This is a genomic window from Acinetobacter sp. NRRL B-65365, assembly GCF_001605865.1.
Lineage (GTDB): Bacteria > Pseudomonadota > Gammaproteobacteria > Pseudomonadales > Moraxellaceae > Acinetobacter > Acinetobacter vivianii.
This window is the reverse complement of record NZ_LRPD01000004.1, coordinates 72868-91460: the sequence shown is the minus strand read 5'-3', so window position 1 is coordinate 91460 and position 18593 is coordinate 72868. Positions and strand designations below refer to the sequence as shown.

General features: G+C 43.6%; 19 protein-coding genes. 17 read left to right on the top strand and 2 right to left on the bottom strand.

Annotation, left to right across the window (positions count from 1 at the left end):
* Positions 1-17 precede the first annotated feature (17 nt).
* From AWW72_RS02770 to AWW72_RS02735, 9 genes are all read left to right on the top strand, one after another.
* Entirely contained in the window at positions 18-1592 is a 1575-nt protein-coding gene (locus AWW72_RS02770; RefSeq protein WP_249409141.1) for a DUF4365 domain-containing protein, read from the top strand.
* 204 nt (positions 1593-1796) lie between these two features.
* Positions 1797-1940, top strand: a complete 144-nt coding sequence (locus tag AWW72_RS18985; RefSeq protein ID WP_004637424.1) for a zinc ribbon-containing protein — start codon at positions 1797-1799, stop codon at positions 1938-1940.
* 127 nt (positions 1941-2067) lie between these two features.
* Complete coding sequence (locus tag AWW72_RS02765; RefSeq protein ID WP_062846365.1) at positions 2068-2643, top strand: DUF4126 domain-containing protein; 576 nt, start codon at positions 2068-2070, stop codon at positions 2641-2643.
* A gap of 43 nt (positions 2644-2686) precedes the next feature.
* The gene (locus AWW72_RS02760; RefSeq protein WP_062846415.1) at positions 2687-3388 is read left to right on the top strand and encodes a hypothetical protein; all 702 of its coding nucleotides are present in this window, start codon (positions 2687-2689) and stop codon (positions 3386-3388) included.
* Positions 3389-3460: 72 nt separating this feature from the next.
* On the top strand, positions 3461-4348 hold the full coding sequence (locus AWW72_RS02755; protein WP_062846364.1) for a DMT family transporter: 888 nt from the start codon (positions 3461-3463) through the stop codon (positions 4346-4348).
* A 571-nt stretch (positions 4349-4919) separates the two neighbouring features.
* A complete protein-coding gene (locus AWW72_RS02750) occupies positions 4920-5372 on the top strand; it encodes a hypothetical protein (RefSeq protein ID WP_062846363.1) in 453 nt (150 codons plus the stop codon).
* 102 nt (positions 5373-5474) lie between these two features.
* On the top strand, positions 5475-6140 hold the full coding sequence (locus AWW72_RS02745) for an RluA family pseudouridine synthase (RefSeq protein WP_047433049.1): 666 nt from the start codon (positions 5475-5477) through the stop codon (positions 6138-6140).
* A gap of 25 nt (positions 6141-6165) precedes the next feature.
* Positions 6166-6648: a GNAT family N-acetyltransferase gene (locus tag AWW72_RS02740; protein ID WP_062846362.1), complete on the top strand. Its 483-nt coding sequence runs from the start codon at positions 6166-6168 to the stop codon at positions 6646-6648.
* A gap of 126 nt (positions 6649-6774) precedes the next feature.
* On the top strand, positions 6775-7143 hold the full coding sequence (locus AWW72_RS02735) for a ribonuclease E inhibitor RraB (protein ID WP_005255750.1): 369 nt from the start codon (positions 6775-6777) through the stop codon (positions 7141-7143).
* Between the two features lie 53 nt (positions 7144-7196).
* Here the strand turns inward: AWW72_RS02735 and AWW72_RS02730 are convergent, their stop codons facing one another.
* Positions 7197-7664, bottom strand: a complete 468-nt coding sequence (locus AWW72_RS02730; protein ID WP_004773316.1) for an Lrp/AsnC ligand binding domain-containing protein — start codon at positions 7662-7664, stop codon at positions 7197-7199.
* Between the two features lie 139 nt (positions 7665-7803).
* Between AWW72_RS02730 and AWW72_RS02725 the strand changes: the two genes are divergently transcribed.
* The 4 genes from AWW72_RS02725 to AWW72_RS02710 all read left to right on the top strand — a co-directional run bounded on the left by AWW72_RS02725 (position 7804) and on the right by AWW72_RS02710 (position 12188).
* Entirely contained in the window at positions 7804-9060 is a 1257-nt protein-coding gene (locus tag AWW72_RS02725; RefSeq protein WP_062846361.1) for a D-amino acid dehydrogenase, read from the top strand.
* Between the two features lie 24 nt (positions 9061-9084).
* On the top strand, positions 9085-10188 hold the full coding sequence (gene alr, locus AWW72_RS02720) for an alanine racemase (RefSeq protein ID WP_062846360.1): 1104 nt from the start codon (positions 9085-9087) through the stop codon (positions 10186-10188).
* 10 nt (positions 10189-10198) lie between these two features.
* Positions 10199-10558: a RidA family protein gene (locus tag AWW72_RS02715; RefSeq protein ID WP_004773310.1), complete on the top strand. Its 360-nt coding sequence runs from the start codon at positions 10199-10201 to the stop codon at positions 10556-10558.
* A 193-nt stretch (positions 10559-10751) separates the two neighbouring features.
* Positions 10752-12188, top strand: coding sequence for an amino acid permease (locus AWW72_RS02710; protein ID WP_005255738.1), 1437 nt, complete (start codon positions 10752-10754; stop codon positions 12186-12188).
* 66 nt (positions 12189-12254) lie between these two features.
* Here the strand turns inward: AWW72_RS02710 and AWW72_RS02705 are convergent, their stop codons facing one another.
* On the bottom strand, positions 12255-13136 hold the full coding sequence (locus tag AWW72_RS02705; protein WP_062846359.1) for a LysR family transcriptional regulator: 882 nt from the start codon (positions 13134-13136) through the stop codon (positions 12255-12257).
* A gap of 165 nt (positions 13137-13301) precedes the next feature.
* Between AWW72_RS02705 and AWW72_RS02700 the strand changes: the two genes are divergently transcribed.
* The 4 genes from AWW72_RS02700 to AWW72_RS02685 all read left to right on the top strand — a co-directional run bounded on the left by AWW72_RS02700 (position 13302) and on the right by AWW72_RS02685 (position 18590).
* Positions 13302-14819 (top strand): CoA-acylating methylmalonate-semialdehyde dehydrogenase, encoded by a 1518-nt coding sequence (locus AWW72_RS02700; protein ID WP_062846358.1) that lies wholly within the window; start codon positions 13302-13304, stop codon positions 14817-14819.
* Between the two features lie 11 nt (positions 14820-14830).
* The gene (mmsB, locus tag AWW72_RS02695; protein WP_062846357.1) at positions 14831-15721 is read left to right on the top strand and encodes a 3-hydroxyisobutyrate dehydrogenase; all 891 of its coding nucleotides are present in this window, start codon (positions 14831-14833) and stop codon (positions 15719-15721) included.
* Positions 15722-15802: 81 nt separating this feature from the next.
* Positions 15803-17452: an AMP-binding protein gene (locus AWW72_RS02690; protein WP_062846356.1), complete on the top strand. Its 1650-nt coding sequence runs from the start codon at positions 15803-15805 to the stop codon at positions 17450-17452.
* A 10-nt stretch (positions 17453-17462) separates the two neighbouring features.
* Positions 17463-18590 carry an acyl-CoA dehydrogenase family protein gene (locus tag AWW72_RS02685; protein ID WP_062846355.1) on the top strand — a complete coding sequence of 376 codons (1128 nt, stop codon included), beginning with the start codon at positions 17463-17465 and terminating at the stop codon, positions 18588-18590.
* The last annotated feature ends 3 nt before the right edge of the window (positions 18591-18593 follow it).

Sequence of the window (18593 nt, the reverse complement as noted above, 5' to 3'; positions counted from 1 at the left end):
TAGAGTAGGGTTTTTTTATGGTTTATACCTTATATATGCGAGATTTAGGACAATTAGGTGAAAGTACCTTTGCAATGTGGTGTGCTCAAGTTGGTTTAATTGCGAATGGTTCAGCAATTGATAAAACCGGATGGGACTACTATGTTGAATTCCCAATATCTCCAAATATAACTACTCGTGAATTACATAAGCCAGCTTTTGAATGTAAAGTTCAGGTTAAAGCAACGGATAAACAAAATAGAAAACTCCCTATTACTATGTCAAATCTTAGAAGAATGGCGACAGTACAAATGCCAGCGTTTTACATTTTTCTAGAATTTGATGGTACTAACGAAGTACAAAATGCATTTGTTTTACATGTAGATAATGAGTTAGTTTATAAAATTCTTAAGAAAATTCATCAAATAGAACAAAATGAAGAGAACAAAAACTTAAATAAGAAGACTATGACGTTTACTTATAGTGAACAACATAGACTTGAAAAGTTAAATGGCGAAAGTCTTAAGGAAAACTTATTGAAATATATGGGAGAAAGTTATTCTGATTACATAGTTAATAAAAATAAGTACTTAAAAAAATGTGGTTTTGAAGATGGGTGTGGAACAGTCCAATTCTCTATTGAGGGAGAAGATGGTATCAGGAGGATGATTGACGTTTCATTAGGATTGGAAGAGGATTTAGATGTTAAAAACTTAATTAATATTGAGAAACGATTTGGTATCCCTTCTAAAAAATCGAATTTTGAAATGCCTAATGCAAAACTAAGTTTAGGAATGTTACCTCCTAAGAAGGGAAAAATCAGATTTAAAGAAGACCATTTATCAAGCGGTTTAGTTTTTGATATAGATTTTTATAGCTCGCCTTTTAGCTTTAAGGAGTTTAGGAAATTTGCAAAGTTTAGGCTTATTGGTGATTTCTTTGATATGACCTTTGAACCATATGTTGGTAAATCTAATTATAGTTTTACTTTGGGTGATAATAGGCAGTTTGAACTAAAAAAATTAAAAGATGCTATTGCTCTAATAAACCTAATGAGTAGAGATAATCAAGAGGCTATTATTGAGTTGAAAATAGAAGGATTTGATCTTTTAGAATTTGATTTTAAAAGTCAATTTTGTAAAAGAGATTTGAAAATATTTGATGATTTGCTGGATAAAGTATTAAAAATTTGTTTGCAAGAAAAAATATATGAAGAAATAAATACTTCTCTACAAGAGCTATATTTATATAGACAAGAAATAGAACAATTCTATTCTGTAGTCATTAATTCAGGTAAAAGTAATTTCAGATTAGGGTTTGAGGTGGAGAATAAACATATATTTGAATTTGAGAAGACGGCTTCAACTTCAGCTATATTTTGCAGGCTAGGTAGTCATGCTATAGGGACTGTATTAACTTTTATTGGTAAACCTGAAAATATATCAAAAAATAAATTTAAGATTGATAGCGGTGAACTAGTGATAGAAAGAACTTTAATTTTTACTCGAGAACATGAAAATATTAATGAAGATATTAGTAAAGTAATAAAAAATACGATAAGTAAATATATAGATGAATATGACGTTTTTTATAACTGGGGTGATGATGTATAGAATGCCTGATCCTTTTATTGGAAGGTCTTATATTTGGTAATATTTATTATTTTTCCTTATTTCACGGGAGTAATTTTTAGATATAAACATATAAATTTCATTCTTCACCTTTCCGCCATCACCACCCGTCGGAAAGGTCAATAAATAATCAAAACTATCACGCTATAGTATATGTACCATTTCTAAAATCTATGGAGAGCAAAGATGGTAACTGCTGGCGAAAAACCTGGAACAGGCTTCTATTTTTGTGTTCAATGCGGACACCGCACCTATTTAGAAATTGGTACTGATCGTTTACCTCCGTGTACCAAATGCCTTGGCAATCAATTCAACAGTAAGAATGCCTAAGCCGCAAAATACCAAACAGTTACCCACTGTTTGAATAAAAGCCCTATCCCTTGATAGGGCTTTTTGTTACCTTAAAAATAAGATGTAAATAACAAGACCTGTCATAGGCATAAAAAGGTAATCCATGATGGAAACAATTTTAGGACTTTGTATTGGCGTTGGACTCAGCGCAGCCTGTGGTTTTCGTGTTTTTGTTCCGCTGTTGGCGATGAGTATTGCTACCCTCATGGGATGGTATCAACCTGCCCAAGGCTTTGAATGGTTGGCACTTCCATCAGTTTGTATGGCGCTGGGCTTTGCTACGATCTGTGAAATTGCAGCTTACTATGTACCTTGGGTGGATAACCTATTAGATACCATTGCCACACCTGCGGCTGTGGTGGCAGGTACGCTGACCACGATGGCGGTCAGTAGTGGAGAAATGTCCCAGTTTGCCACTTGGGCAGCGGCACTGATTGTTGGTGGTGGAACAGCAGGCGTGGTGCAAATGAGTACCGTAGCAGCACGCGGGGTTTCGACAGCAACCACAGGTGGACTGGGTAATTTTGTAGTAGCTACAGGTGAACTGATTGGCTCGATCTTATTGTCGATTTTGGCTTTTATCATGCCTGTGGTAATTACGGTTTTGGTGATTATTTTAGTGATCGTCACAGTACGCTGGATTCGTTCGAAAAAACAAGAGAAACTCAGCCATTCTATATAAGTGTCATAACAGCAATAACAACCTGAATGAAGAATTAAAAATGATGATAAAAACACAATGCATTGCATTCATCTTGGCTTGTTCAAGCCTATCTATACTGCCGCAAACAGCCTTTGCCCAAGAACAACCAACAGCAGAAGAACTGAAACTCCGCAAAGATAAAGTCACCTATAAAGTCTATGTCCCTGCGAAATATCAACTCTTTCAAGCCATTGAAGGCGACCTCAATAAAGATGGTTTGAAGGATGTGGTGTTGATCGTCAAAGCCACTGATCCCAAAGCCTTTGTGCATGATGAATATCGTGGACATTTAGACCGTAACCGCCGTGGTGTAATCGTATTGCTGAATGAAAAAGGCAAATACAAAGCTATTGTCAGTAACCTCAGTTGTTTTAGCTCGGAAAATGAAGATGGTGGCGTCTATTTCCCACCTGAGTTATGGATGGAAATTAAAAATAATCTATTGAGTGCCTATTATTCGCATGGACGTTATGGTTATTGGCGTTATCTGTTTCGCTTAGAAGGCAATGATCTACGTCTGATTGGTTATGATGATTCAAATAATCATGGCCCTCTCATTCAAAGCCAAACCAGTATTAACTTTTTAACAGGCAAAAAAGTGATACGGAAAAATATGAGTGAAGATGAAGAAGTGGATCCAAGGTTTAAAGAAACGTGGAGCAAAATCGATCAGGCACCCATCTATTTGTCCAAAGTGAAAGACTTTGATGATTTAAGTTTTTAAGCACTGGCGACTATCGAAAAACCAGTCAGAACAGCGTAAATTAGCTTCACTTTTGATATTGCGTTCAAGCTTATGATGATCACTTGGATTCTGTTCACCCTGATGGCTGCATTTATGCAGGCTTGGCGCAATGCATTTCAAAAACAACTCAGTACCACTGTGGATGTCTACGGCACCACACTGGCCCGATTCATCTTTTCACCCATTTTTGCCTTTAGCTATTTGGCCTTTCTCTATCTGCATCAGCCCGTCACCGCATCCGTGCATTTTTCCGATAAATTCTGGTTCTATATCGTCATTGCAGGCATTAGCCAGATCTATGCGACTGCCTTGATGGTGCAACTTTTTCAACAAAAGAACTATGCCATTGGCGTGGGACTCGCCAAAAGTGAAGCGATCTTGGCCGCCTTGGTCGGTGTGCTGTTCTTGCAAGAACATCTCAGTACATGGGGCTGGGTCGGGGTAGTGATTGGTGCATTGGCAGTATTTTTACTCAGTAAAGGTAAGCAACAATCTGATTTGTCCTTAAAAACCTTGATGATTGGATTGGGCAGTGGGCTGTGCTTTGCCATCACCTCTTTATTGGTGCGTGAAGCCAGTCTGGAACTGAGCATGTTGCCATTTCTACATCGTGCCGCTTGGGTGCTGTGCAGTCTGATCAGTTTTCAATGCATCGTATTACTGATCTATCTCGGATTTTTTAGTCGACCGACGCTGTATAAAATGTGGCAGCGTGTCGGGCTGACCTTGAGAGTGAGTATCTGTAGTTTTCTGGCTTCAGTCGGCTGGTTTAGTGCGATGAGTATGCAAACCGTGGCGATTGTCAAAACATTAGGGCAGGTGGAAATTCTATTCAGTCTATTGATTTCGGCCTTTTTCTTTAAAGAAAAGCTCGCCAAAACTGATCATTTGGGTCTGTGGCTGGTCATTGTCGCCGCGATAATGGTGATTTGGGCCTAAATTAGAGGCCGTATTTGAAAAAATACACATGTAAATTTGAATTTATCGAAATATAAATCGTAGTTTTTTACTGGAAGTGGGAAATATTTCAATATTTGACTTTTAGTATGCAAATTTATTTCATTGAGCGTTAAAAATAGCACTTTTTAGGAAAACAATCCCACCGTGATCTGCCTAAACTATGTCTCAAGGGTGTGAAAGGGATCGAAAAGAGTAGCATGCACCGATGCTTACAAAGCAAGTGTGTACGTACCCAAAAGGTCTCGATTCGGCTTAGGACGCTATAGATCAAAAGTTTATAGGCAAAGGTTATGGCTTACAAAGTCATAGGTGTTGAAGTAAACAACCTCTGTTTTCCCTTGATACCCTAAAAAATTTAACCAAATAGAAAATAATAATCAGCGCTAAATAATAAAAACTGCATCAATAAAATCAAAAATGAATGTGACATCCATCCTGTAATCCTGCCAATATGAAGATAAATCGATATTTTTATATTAAAAAACAAAATGATATAATTTTTCTATACCTAAAAATCAAAACATGATCACAGGAACAGGTCAATACAATAATGAATCAGTTTGAACTTAAAATTCGCTATCCACATCAGATGAATCGCAATGAAATTGATGCGATGGGGACATTTGACCTGACCACGATTTTAAGCAAATTTGAAGAGATGAGCTGGCGTCAGCAACTGGTTCGTCAGTTACAGCTCAATGGTGCCGATACCAGTTTTATCGTGACCGATCGTGATACCGATCAAACCCTTGCAATTACGCTGGACGCTTATGCCAAATCACAACAACTGGAATTCAAGCTGGATAGTAATCTTGTGGTGATTGTCCCTAAAAAAGATGTCTTTGGATTGGTGACTCGTAAAACCAAAGAGACCATTGCATTTAAACAGTTGAGTCTGGCGCGGGCAAAAGACTACCTGATTGCCTTTTTAAATCGGGACATTGTCATTCTGGAAGAGAAATATAAAGATAACTTAAGCAAAGGCATTAAAGTCCATTCTTAATGATTCAACTGCCTTGCCTATAAAATAAGCCTGTTGCGAAACTGTTTTGCAGCACTATAATCGCTGCTCATTTTGTCCCTTTGTCTGCCTGCTTATTTTCTTATGCCTTTAAACGACAACTTTATTTATGCTCCTCCGCAACATGCTTTAGAAATCATCTATGAAGATGAGGACTTGATTGTGGTGAATAAGCCTGCGGGACTATTGTCTGTCATGGGGCGTTTACCCGAGCATCAAGACAGTGCTTATTTACGGGTTTTAGAACAGCATCCAGCTGCCAAAGTGACGCATCGTCTGGATATGGCGACCTCTGGGCTGTTGATGTTTGCCAAGCATCGGGAAGCAGAAGTGGCGGTTAGTAAAATGTTTCAGGCTCGAACCGTCAAAAAATACTATGAAGCACTGGTACAAGGTGAGATTCAGGCCGAGGGCAGTGTTGACGTTCCGCTAATTACCGATTGGGAAAACCGTCCACGTCAGATCGTCCATTTTGAGCTGGGCAAGCAAGCCAAAACCTTATTTCAACGCATCCACTATGATGCGGCAACTGATCAAAGTCGTGTTCGTTTGGAGCCAGTGACAGGTCGTTCACATCAACTGCGGGTGCATATGATGCACATTGGTCATCCGATCATGGGCGATAAGCTCTATCATCCTGAGCCTGCCAAGTTTCATTTAAAACGCATGGCACTACATGCTGCCTATCTAGCATTTCAGCATCCACTTAAGTTGCATGAAATTGAAATTCATTCTGAGGTAAAATTTTAAAAGACAATAATAAATAGGCAGGCTGATGTATTCGATTCAACAGGTGCTCTGGCAGACCTTGCTGCCTGCGCAACAAGCACAACTCAAGACTTTGCTGCTCGAAGCCGATCCAGATTGGGCGCAAGTTTCAAGTTATCTGTTTCAATCGAATCTCTTCCTCATACTGGATGAGCGGGCACAGATCATTGCCCAGTTGTGTTTACTGGAAACGAATGATCAAGCTGAAATTAAAAATCTGACTGTGGCCGAAAACCATCAAGGGCAGGGCTTGGCTAAAAGATTGATTCAACATGCAATTGAATCTGCCAAACAGATGCATATCCATACTTTATGGGTCAAGACGGGCAACTCCAGTCTGGATCAATTGGCACTTTATCAAAAATGTGGCTTTCGTATGTCGCACATAGAACGTGATGTGTTTAGAGATTATCCAGCACCAATTTATGAAAATGGGATTCGTTGTTTAGATCAGGTGGTGTTGTGCTTGGACTGTATTGAAAATCAGTAAGCCACGATATTTTGGGTTGATCATTTTTTGACTACAATATTGCTATTAACACGTATAAAAATTGAAATAAAAATCGGTTAACCTATAGCCAAATATCAACTCCAAAACACAACAAAGGATATGCATATGACACGTGACTATGACAAATTTCCAGATAATGATAACGGCAACGTACTGTGGCAAATGGTTGAAGATGGCAATGACTTGAATGAGCCACATGAAGTTGAATTTTCGATTGTTTTTGAGAAGCAGGAACAGATTGAAAAATGTGCTTTACACCTTTTGCATCAAGAACAGAAAATTTCCCTGTTTCAGGAAGAACAGCATTCGGACGGTTCTGATCTGTGGGTTCTGAATATTCACGTTAACATGACGCTCGAATACGAAGATATTGCGGATCTGGAAGAATGGATGACCCGTATCGCGCAAGAGTTTAATGGTGAATATGATGGCTGGGGTTGTATGAGCTATATTTACGATGAAGAAGATGAGTAGTCTTACTGCTGTTTGAATAAAAGCCCTGAAAAGGGCTTTTTTATTGCTGGATGCTACACACCCATATCCAGATACAAAGATTCTTTCACTTCCTCCATCACCACATAGCTATGCGAAGAAGCAGAGGCTGGCAGTTTTTTCAGTAAATCCCCTAAGAGACGACGGTAGGCACTCATTTCTTTAAGACGCGCCTTTACCAGATAATCAAACTCTCCTGAAATCAGATGGCATTCCAATACTTCTGGGATATCCACCAAATCACGTGCGACCTGATCAAATACATCGCCTGATTTTGCTGACAGTTTAATTTCCAGAAACACTAACAGGTTACGATCGACATATTCTGGATTAAGTCGGGCGTAGTAGCCCATGATGATGCCTTCACGTTCTAAGCGCTTGACCCGTTCTGAACAAGGCGTGGTCGATAAGTTGACCCGTGAAGCCAGTTCACTAATCGCAATACGTCCTTCACGTTGCAAAATATCTAAAATCAGGCGATCAATACGGTCTAATTTACGCATCATATATTCCCTTTTATTTTAATTTTTCCGTGACGAAAACATCAAATTACCTAGATTATACCTATAAAATCAGTGAAAAAAACTATTGATCCAAAAATATACTAGTTAAATAAACTAGTGTGTGCGTGAGGGAACGACAATGCGCGTAATCGTTTTAGGAAGTGGCGTCATTGGTGTGGCAAGTGCCTATTATCTTGCACAACAAGGTGCGCAAGTGACGGTGCTTGACCGTCAATCAGGACCTGCAAAAGAAACCAGCTTTGGTAACGCAGGCCAAATCTCCCCAGGATATTCAACGCCGTGGGCTGCTCCCGGTATTCCTTTTAAAGCCGTCAAGTGGATGTTCCAGCATCATGCACCGTTAGCCATTAATATTGATGGCAGCATGTGGCAGTTGCAGTGGATGGCACAGATGCTGAAAAACTGTAATCCACAAAGCTATGCGGTGAATAAAGAACGTATGATGCGTGTTGCAGAATACAGCCGTGACTGCTTACGTGACTTAAGAGCGAAAACAGGCATCAACTATGAAAACCGTGCCAAGGGTACGCTACAGGTGTTCCGTAGCGAAGCACAACTTGAAGCGGTGCAGCGTGATATTGAAGTACTCAAAGAATGTGGCGTTGATTTTGATTTGTTGAACGCTCAAGAGCTGGGTGCTGTCGAACCCGCCTTAGCCTTTACCGATAAACTGGTGGGTGGTTTACATTTGCCGAATGATGAAACAGGCGATTGTTACCTGTTTACCAATGCTTTGGCAAAACTGGCGCAAGACTTGGGCGTAGATTTCAAATTCGATCAAAATGTCGAAAATCTGATTGTTGAAGGCGATCAGATCAAAGGTGTTGTGGTCAATGGTGAAGTCCTGACTGCCGATCGCTATGTCTTGGCCTTTGGTAGTTATTCACGTGACTTCCTCAAGCCGCTTGAGCTGAATTTACCTGTTTATCCAGTGAAAGGTTATTCACTGACTATTCCAATTGTGGAACCAAAATTTGCACCTCAATCAACGGTACTGGATGAAACCTATAAAGTTGCCTTAACCCGTTTTGACGAGCGTATTCGTGTCGGTGGTATGGCAGAACTGAGTGGTTTTAACCTAGGTCTGAAAGAAGATCGCCGTGCCACGTTGGAAATGGTGACTCAGGACTTGTTCCCGGGTGGCGACTTGACTCAGGCCTCGTTCTGGACAGGCTTACGTCCGATGACCCCAGACAGTACCCCGATTATTGGTGCAACAAAATATAAGAATCTGTTCCTGAATACAGGTCACGGTACATTAGGTTGGACCATGGCATGTGGTTCTGGCAAATTGATCAGTGATCTGGTAATGAATCATCGCCCAGATATCAGTACAGATGGTTTATCTATTCAGCGTTATTCACACGCCGCATAAATATGGTTTACAAGGAAGTTTAGTATGCCTCGTCCGATTACTGCGGTGATCCATGCTCAAGCCTTACGCCAGAATCTGGCAGTGGTCAGGCAGTCTGTACCCGACAGCAAAGTCTTTGCTGTGGTCAAAGCCAATGCTTATGGGCATGGAATTGAACGGGTCTATGAATCTTTTAAAAGTGCCGATGGTTTTGCTTTACTCGATATCGAGGAAGCAAAACGTCTGCGTACTTTAGGCTGGACAGGCCCGATTTTACTGCTTGAAGGAATTTTCTCTCCACAAGACCTGTTTGATTGTACACAGTACCAATTAAGTTTTACGGTGCATAGCGAGCAGCAAATGGTCTGGTTGCAGCACCATCCGTATCCAGCGCAGTTTGAGATTTTCCTGAAAATGAATAGTGGCATGAACCGTTTGGGTTTCAAGCCACAGCAATATCGTGAGATCTGGCAGCAACTTAGCCAATCAGACAAAATTGCCAGTATTACCCATATGATGCATTTTTCTGATGCGGATGGAGAGCGTTTTGGTCAGAAGGGCATTGACTATCAACTTAGCGAATTTGAAGCCACGATTCAGGATTTACCAGGCGAAAGATCGGTCAGTAACAGTGCTGCAATCTTAAGATATCAAAATCAATTGCAATCGGATTACGTGCGTGGCGGCATCATGCTGTACGGCAGTTCTCCCGATTACCCCAAACACAGCATTCAGGACTGGGGTCTTGCACCGACCATGAGCTTGCGCAGTGAAATCATTGCTGTGCAGCAGCTCAATGCCAATGAAAGTGTTGGTTATGGTTCCAGCTATGTGGCCGAACAACCAATCAGGATCGGTATTGTGGCTTGTGGTTATGCCGATGGTTACCAACGCATTTCAGCGACAGGTACGCCAGTACTGGTCAATGGGATTCGGACCCGAACCATTGGTCGTGTCAGCATGGATATGTTGGCGGTGGACTTAACCCCGATCAGTGATGCGCAAGTGGGTAGTGAAGTGGTGCTATGGGGCCAATCCAGCACAGGAACAATTTTACCTATTGACGATGTCGCAGCGACCTCAGGCACGATCGGTTATGAACTGATGTGCGGCGTGACGGCACGTGTCAATTTTATCAATCAGGAATAAGGAAATAATCATGTCAAATTCAGATATTCAAAAGATCAACACCAACGAAGTGATGAGTGCGGTAACCGTATTCAATAAGGTGGTGTATTTGTCTGGTCAGGTGCCTAAAAATGCGGATCTGGATATTGAAGGACAAACCCGTGAAGTTCTTGCAACCATCGAACAGTTACTTGCTTCAGCAGGGACAGATAAATCTCGTTTGCTATCTGCGCAACTGTTTTTGAAAGATCTTTCAGATTTCCCTGTGGTCAACACCATTTGGATTGACTGGTTAAAAGGTCATGTTGCGCCTTCACGTGCAACCATTCAGGCTGATCTGGTGAATCCAAAGTGGTTGATCGAAATTGCAGTTGTTGCAGCACAAAAATAAAGCGATCCGCTTTATTTTTGCTTAAAAAATATAAAAAAAGAAGAAAAGTAACGTATTTGCAGTAGATAAAACGTAGTGAGATACGTATTTTCTTGCAATTAAAAATGAGTCAGCCCGCAGGAATGGACGGCTAGCAATAGCACAACAATAACAGGCTGGCTCATGAGGGAATCGTAAAAAGGAACTTTTTGTTATGACGGTTACACATCAACAGTCAGAAGGCGAACAGTCGCCCCATGACTTGCAGCGCAAACTCTCTAACCGCCATTTGCAACTGATTGCAATTGGTGGTGCCATCGGTACGGGCCTGTTCATGGGCTCAGGAAAAACCATTTCACTTGCAGGCCCATCGATTCTGTTTATTTACATGATTATCGGCGGGATGTTTTTCTTTTTGATGCGTGCACTCGGCGAGTTGCTGCTGGCAAATTTACACTATAAATCTTTTGTGGATATGGCTCATGACCTGATTGGGCCTTGGGCTGGTTATTATCTAGGCTGGACCTACTGGTTGGGCTGGGTACTGGTCGGGATTGCCGATCTGGCCGCCGTGATCAATTATTTAACCTTCTGGCTGCCCGAAGGGACCATGTTTACCCCGATCGGGCAGGCCGCGATCAGTGCAGGCTGTGTCCTGTTTGTGCTGTTCTTAAATCTGCTGACGGTACGTTTGTTTGGTGAAGTTGAATTCTGGTTTGCCTTGATCAAGATTCTGGCTATCCTCGGTTTAATTGGCGTTGGTGGCTATATGATCTTTAGCCATTTTCAGGCTCCGCATGGGACGGTCGCATCGCTCAGTAATGTCTGGTCTCATGGCGGGATGTTCCCTAAAGGACTGGATGGTTTCTTGGCGGGCTTCCAGATCGCAGTCTTTGCCTTTGTCGGGGTAGAGCTGATTGGAACGACCGCGGCTGAAACCAAAGATCCGCATAAGAACTTGCCAAAAGCGATTAATGCGATTCCGATCCGTATCATCCTGTTTTATGTACTGGCTTTACTGGTAGTGATGTCGGTCACGCCATGGAATATTATCCGTGCCGACAAGAGTCCATTTGTGGAATTATTCATGAATGCGGGGATTGTGACCTCAGCCATTATCATGAATCTGGTGGTGCTATCTTCGGTCATGTCTTCCATGAACAGTGGGGTATTCTCGACCAGCCGTATGTTGTTTGGTCTGTCTAAAGATGGTCAGGCACCGAATGCATTTGGGCGGTTATCAAAAAGTGCCGTACCTGCCAATGGTCTTATCTTTTCATGTGTGTTCATTATGGGTGGGGCAGTACTGCAATACTTTGTACCGAATACCCTTGAAGCCTTTACTTTGGCAAGCTCCCTCTGTGTGATCCTGTTCATCAGTGTCTGGAGTCTGATTATGGTGTGCTATATCCGCTACCGTAAGTTACGCCCAGAATTGCATGCTCAATCGAAGTTCAAAATGCCAGGTGGTGTATTCATGTCTTATGTCGTGATTGCCTTCTTGCTATTTGCACTGGTGATCTTGGCATTGGAACCAGATACCTTAAAAGCACTCTATGTCAGTCCATTATGGGTGATTCTGTTGGCGGTGACCTATCAGTTGCTGTATAAGCCAAGAATGAAAAAACTCGGTCGAGAACTGGTGCAGTAAATCATAGTGAATTGATTAAAGGCCGATCTATAGAGATCGGCTTTTTTATGCTTTACTTGAATGGGTTTAATCCACCAGTAACTGTTGGTATTGATCTGCCTGTTTACGTAAATAATCCCAAACCAGCTTGATGCGCGGATCATGTTGTAGATCAACAAATGTCAGCATCCAGAAGGTATGGGTAAAGCGCACTTGCTGTTGTAACACGGCTTCAAGCTCAGGTTTATCATCGGCCAGAAACTTGGGCAAGATGGCCAGTCCCGCGCCTGCACTCACTGCAATTTGTTGTGCCAGAATACTGCTGCTCCGGAAATTGGCGCTTAGCTTCAAGGGTAAACGTTCCAGACAATACAGCTCAGGGCTATACACCAGATCATCAATATAATTGACGAAACGATGCTGGGTTAAATCATCCAGCCCACGAATTGGCGGGTTTTGTGCCAGATAGTGCTGACTGCCATAAATCTTTAAACAATAATCAGAGAGCCGCGTAATAATATAAGGCCCCGACGTTGGACGCTCGATCGACACCACAATATCCGCTTCACGGTGCGATAGCTTGATCATTTTCGGTACGGGAATCAGGTCAATGGTGAGCAATGGATATTGGATCGAAAACTCCGCCAGCAAACGGGCTAAAAATGCAGTACCAAAGCCTTCGGGTGTGCCAATTCGCACACGTCCCTGTAAGGGCTGATGAGGTTTATCAATCTGTAAAAAGGCCTGTTCCATTTGTTCAACACGTGGCACTAGCGCCATACCTTCAAGGGTAAGCTCATAACCCGTTGCTTCACGTTTAAATAAAGTGGTGCCTAAAGCCTGTTCCAAAGCCTGAATGCGTCTGGCGACGGTACTATGTTCGACCCCAATCACGCGTGCTGCATTGGTCAAGGTCTTGGTTCGTGACAAAACCAGAAAAAATTGTAGATGATCCCAATCCACTTTCATTGTTATTGTATTCCCTGTGCATATTTGCACAATAATCGTGCATGAATTTCCATTGGTGGTCAAAGCTTTCTTTGTTAGTCTCAGATAAAAGCCCAATCAGGAAAATACCACCAAAGTGTATTTCCGATGATTTAACACAATAAAAATACGACCTATGGAGAGGTTATGAATACAATCCAGAACATCCAGTTGGAAACCGCCAAATTACTCATTAACGGCAATTTTATCGAGTCTGAAACACAGCAATGGCAAGATATTGTGAACCCTGCGACTCAGGAAGTGATTGGTCGTGTACCCTTTGCAACGGCTCAGGAAGTTGATGCTGCAATCCAGGCTGCACAAGATGCTTTTGCTTCATGGCGTCAAACCCCGATTCAGGCACGTATGCGTATCATGCTTAAACTGCAAGAACTGATTCGTGCCAACATGAAAGAAATTGCACAGGTACTGACTGCCGAACAAGGTAAAACGCTGGCGGATGCAGAAGGTGATATTCAACGCGGTTTGGAGGTGGTTGAACATGCTTGTTCAGTCGGTACCTTGCAAATGGGTGAATACGTCGAAGGGGTGGCGCGTGGTGTCGATACTTATACCTTGCAGCAGCCGTTGGGTGTGTGCGCGGGCATTACGCCGTTTAATTTTCCAGCCATGATTCCATTGTGGATGTTCCCGATGGCGATCGTCTGTGGCAATACCTTTGTTTTAAAACCATCCGAACAAGATCCACTTTCGACCATGATGCTGGTAGAGCTGGCGATTCAGGCAGGCATTCCAGCGGGTGTGCTCAATGTCGTGCATGGCGGTAAAGAAGTGGTGGATCGTCTATGTACCCATACTGATATTAAAGCGATTTCATTTGTTGGTTCGACTGCGGTCGGTACGCATGTGTATAACCTTGCAGGACAACATGGCAAACGTGTCCAGTCGATGATGGGTGCCAAAAACCATGTTGCTGTAATGCCTGATGCCAATAAGGAACAAACCCTGAATGCCTTGGTGGGTGCGGCTTTTGGCGCAGCAGGGCAGCGCTGTATGGCGTTGTCAGTTGCGGTGATGGTCGGTGATAGTAAACACTGGATTCCAGAATTGGTTGAAAAAGCCAAGACTTTAAAAGTGAATGCAGGGCATGAGCCAAATACCGATATTGGCCCAGTCATTTCAAAACGTGCGAAAGCGCGGGTGTTGGACTTAATTGATAGCGGTGTCGAGCAAGGGGCTGAGCTGCTACTTGATGGTCGCGATGTTCAGGTGCAAGGCTATGAAGCCGGCAACTTTGTCGGGGCGACGATTTTTAGTGGCGTGAATACCGACATGCGCATTTATAAAGAGGAAATCTTTGGCCCAGTATTGTCGATTATTTGTGTTGATACGCTTGAAGAAGCGATTGCGTTGATCAATGCCAATCCATTTGGTAATGGCGTGGGGTTATTTACGCAAAGTGGCGCGATTGCGCGTACTTTCCAGAACCTGATTGATATCGGTCAGGTCGGGATCAATATTCCGATTCCAGTGCCTGTACCATTCTTTAGCTTTACCGGTTCCCGTGGTTCAAAACTTGGTGATTTGGGACCTTACGGTAAACAGGCAGTGCAGTTCTATACACAAACCAAAACCATTACCAGTCGCTGGTTTGAAGACAGCCACGAAGTAGGCGCTGTAAACACAACCATTAGTTTACGTTAAGGGGATCACGGATGAATATCGCCTTTATCGGTCTAGGTAATATGGGCGGCAGAATGGCCCAAAACCTGCTCAAAGCTGGACTCACAGTATATGGTTATGACCTTAGCGAAGTAGCAATTCAGCACTTTGCCGAGGCGGGTGGTGTGGTTTGCGACAGCCCGCAAGCAGCAGCGAAACAAGCCGACGTGGTCATTAGTATGTTACCTGCGGCAAAGCATGTCAAAGAGGTGTATCTGGGCGAAGATGGCGTGCTGGAAGTGCTGAAAGCAGGCAGCTTATGCATTGATAGCAGTACTATTGACCCACAAACCATTAAAGACATTGCTGCCATTGCCCAAAGTAAAAATATTCATATTTGCGATGCGCCTGTTTCAGGTGGCACCATTGGCGCACAAGCGGGTACGCTGACCTTTATGGTGGGGGCAAATGATCAGACCTTTGATGAAGTGAAACCTGTACTCAGTCACATGGGCAAAAATGTAGTGCATTGTGGCGATGTCGGCGCAGGACAGATTGCCAAAATCTGCAATAACCTGATTCTCGGGATTTCCATGGCTGCGGTGGCTGAAGGAATGGCATTGGGTGCCAAGCTTGGCATTGATCCGCAGGCGTTGGCTGGTGTGATCAACACTTCAAGCGGTCGTTGCTGGAGTTCGGAAGTCTGTAACCCGTGGCCACATATCAGTGAAAATGCGCCTGCCTCTCGTGGCTATCAGGATGGTTTTGCCACGCAGTTAATGCTGAAAGATTTGGGTCTTGCGGTTGAAGCCGCAGGGCAGGTGAAGCAGCCTGTAGTGTTGGGCGGGATGGTGCAGCAGCTGTATCAGCAAATGTGCATGCGTGGTAATGCACACCTTGATTTTTCTAGCATTATTCAGCAATACCTGCCGCCAGAGGCATAAAAACTAAAGCCAAAGGATGGCTTTTATTCAGAAATTAAACCCTGTCATGAATAACAATGAATCCAGACTGAGGGAACACAGATGTTGAATTATAAAGAGACGGTACAGGCTTTCGATCTGGAAAGTACTGCAAAACACATGTTATCCGGTTCAATGGATGCGCTGAATGCCTGTTATGAATGTTGTGATCGCCATGCGCAAGGCGACAAAATCGCGTTGTATTGGCAAGGCAAAGATGGTCGTAAGGAACAATATACCTTTCGCCAGTTACAGCAATGGTCGAGTCAATTTGCCAACTTTTTAAAGTCGCAAGGTGTAAAGGCGGGCGACCGTATTTCAGGTCTATTGCCGAGAACGCCTGAACTGCTGGTGACGATTTTCGCGGCTTGGCGTATTGGCGCTGTCTATCAGCCCTTATTCACAGCCTTTGGGCCCAAGGCAATTGAGCATCGTCTGCAACTGGCACAAAGTAAACTGGTGGTAACCGATGTGGCGAACCGCAGCAAACTGGATGAGATCGAACATTGTCCAGCGATTGTTATGGTTGCTGATCCACAAGGTGCACCGCTGAAGTCAGGTGACTTTAATTTTTGGGATGAAGTGAAACAGCAGTCTGATCAATGTGAATTGGTGATGCGAAGCATCCAAGATCCCTTTCTACTCATGTTTACCTCGGGCACCACAGGGCCTGCCAAACCGCTAGAAGTGCCGTTAAAAGCCTTGCTGGCTTTTGGTCGTTATATGCAAGATGCCATTGGTTTGAGAGAAGAAGATTCGTTTTGGAATATTGCCGATCCAGGTTGGGCTTATGGTTTGTATTACGCCATTACAGGGCCACTATTCTTGGGTCATGCCACCTTGTTCTACGAAGGCGGTTTTAGTACCGATAGCCTGTGTCAGATCGTAAAGGATTATCAGATCACCAATCTGGCGGGAGCGCCAACGGCTTATCGCATGATGATGGCGGCTGATCCTGCTCAGATGGCACCGTTAAAAGGCCAGTTCCGTGTGGTCAGCAGTGCGGGCGAACCACTGAATCCAGAAGTGATTCGCTGGTTTAAGCAGGTTCTGGATGCCCCGATTTATGACCATTATGGACAGACTGAGGTCGGCATGGTGGTGTGTAATCATCATGGTTTAACTCATGAAATTCGTGCAGGTTCGGCAGGTTTTGCGAGTGCAGGTTATCGCGTTGCAGTTGTCAATGAACAGGGTGAGGAGCTTCCAGCGGATACCCCTGGGATTCTAGCTGTGGATATTAGCCAGTCTCCGATGATGTGGTTTGGTGGCTATAAAGAAAGTCGTAAATCCCCTTTTGTTGGGCACTACTATCTCACAGGTGATACCGCCGAGTTACATGCGGATGGCAGCATGAGCTTTGTTGGTCGTAGTGATGACGTAATCACCACATCGGGTTATCGGATCGGGCCTTTTGATGTGGAAAGTGCTTTGCTGGAGCATGATGCTGTGGTTGAAGCAGCCGTAATTGGTGTACCTGATCCCGACCGTACCGAAGTAGTGAAGGCTTTCGTGATTTTGGCTGCAGGTATTCAGCCTTTGGAACAGTTGGCGGAAGAGCTGAGCCAATTTGTGAAAAAACGTTTATCAGCACATGCTTATCCACGACTGGTCGAGTTCGTGACTGAACTTCCAAAAACACCAAGTGGCAAGATTCAGCGCTTTTTATTACGTAATCAGGAAATTGCGAAACAGCAAGCAAAGGCAGGGTAAGGAACGCAAGATGCAATTGACCGAAGAACAAGTCTTAATACGTGATATGGCGAAAAGTTTCGCCCAAGAACAGATTAAACCCAATGCCAGTGATTGGGATCGACATGGTACATTTCCAAAAGATGCGCTTGCACAAATGGGGCAGCTCGGTTTTATGGGCATGCTGATTCCCGAACAATGGGGCGGTTCTGACACAGGTAATTTGGCCTATGTGTTGGCACTTGAAGAAGTCGCTGCGGCAGATGGTGCGACCTCAACCATTATGAGCGTACATAACTCGGTGGGCTGTGTGCCGATTTTAAAATTTGGTACCGATGAGCAAAAAGAACGCTTTTTAAAACCATTGGCACAGGGTGAAATGATCGGTGCTTTTGCCTTAACTGAACCGCATACAGGTTCAGATGCGGCAGCCATTAAAACCCGCGCGGTGAAAGATGGCGATGACTACATTCTCAATGGTGCCAAGCAATTTATTACCTCGGGTGATAATGCGGGCGTGATTATCGTATTTGCCGTGACTGATCCAAGTGCGGGTAAAAAGGGCATCAGTGCCTTCCTTGTGCCACGCGAGACAGCGGGTTATGAAGTGATTCGGGTGGAAGAAAAACTCGGCCTGCATGCTTCGGATACCTGCCAGATTGCCCTGACAGATGTACGTATTCATAAAAGTCTGATGCTGGGTAAAGAAGGTGAAGGTTTAAAAATCGCGCTTGCCAATCTGGAAGGTGGTCGTATTGGCATTGCCGCACAGGCAGTCGGTCTGGCACGGGCGGCATTGGAAGAAGCCACGCGCTATGCCAAAGAACGATTAACCTTTGGTAAACCAATTTTTGAGCATCAGGCACTGGCATTCCGTCTTGCCAGTATGGCGACCGAGATCGAAGCGGCCCGACAACTGGTGCATTACGCTGCACGGCTCAAAGAAGCAGGGCAACCCTGTCTCAATGAAGCGTCAATGGCCAAGCTATTTGCCTCAGAAATGACCGAACGGGTCTGTTCAAACGCATTACAGGTATTTGGTGGCTATGGCTATCTGAAAGACTTCCCGATTGAACGGATCTACCGTGATGCACGTATTTGTCAGATTTATGAAGGCACTAGCGATATCCAGCGTTTAGTGATCGCACGTAGTCTATAAAAG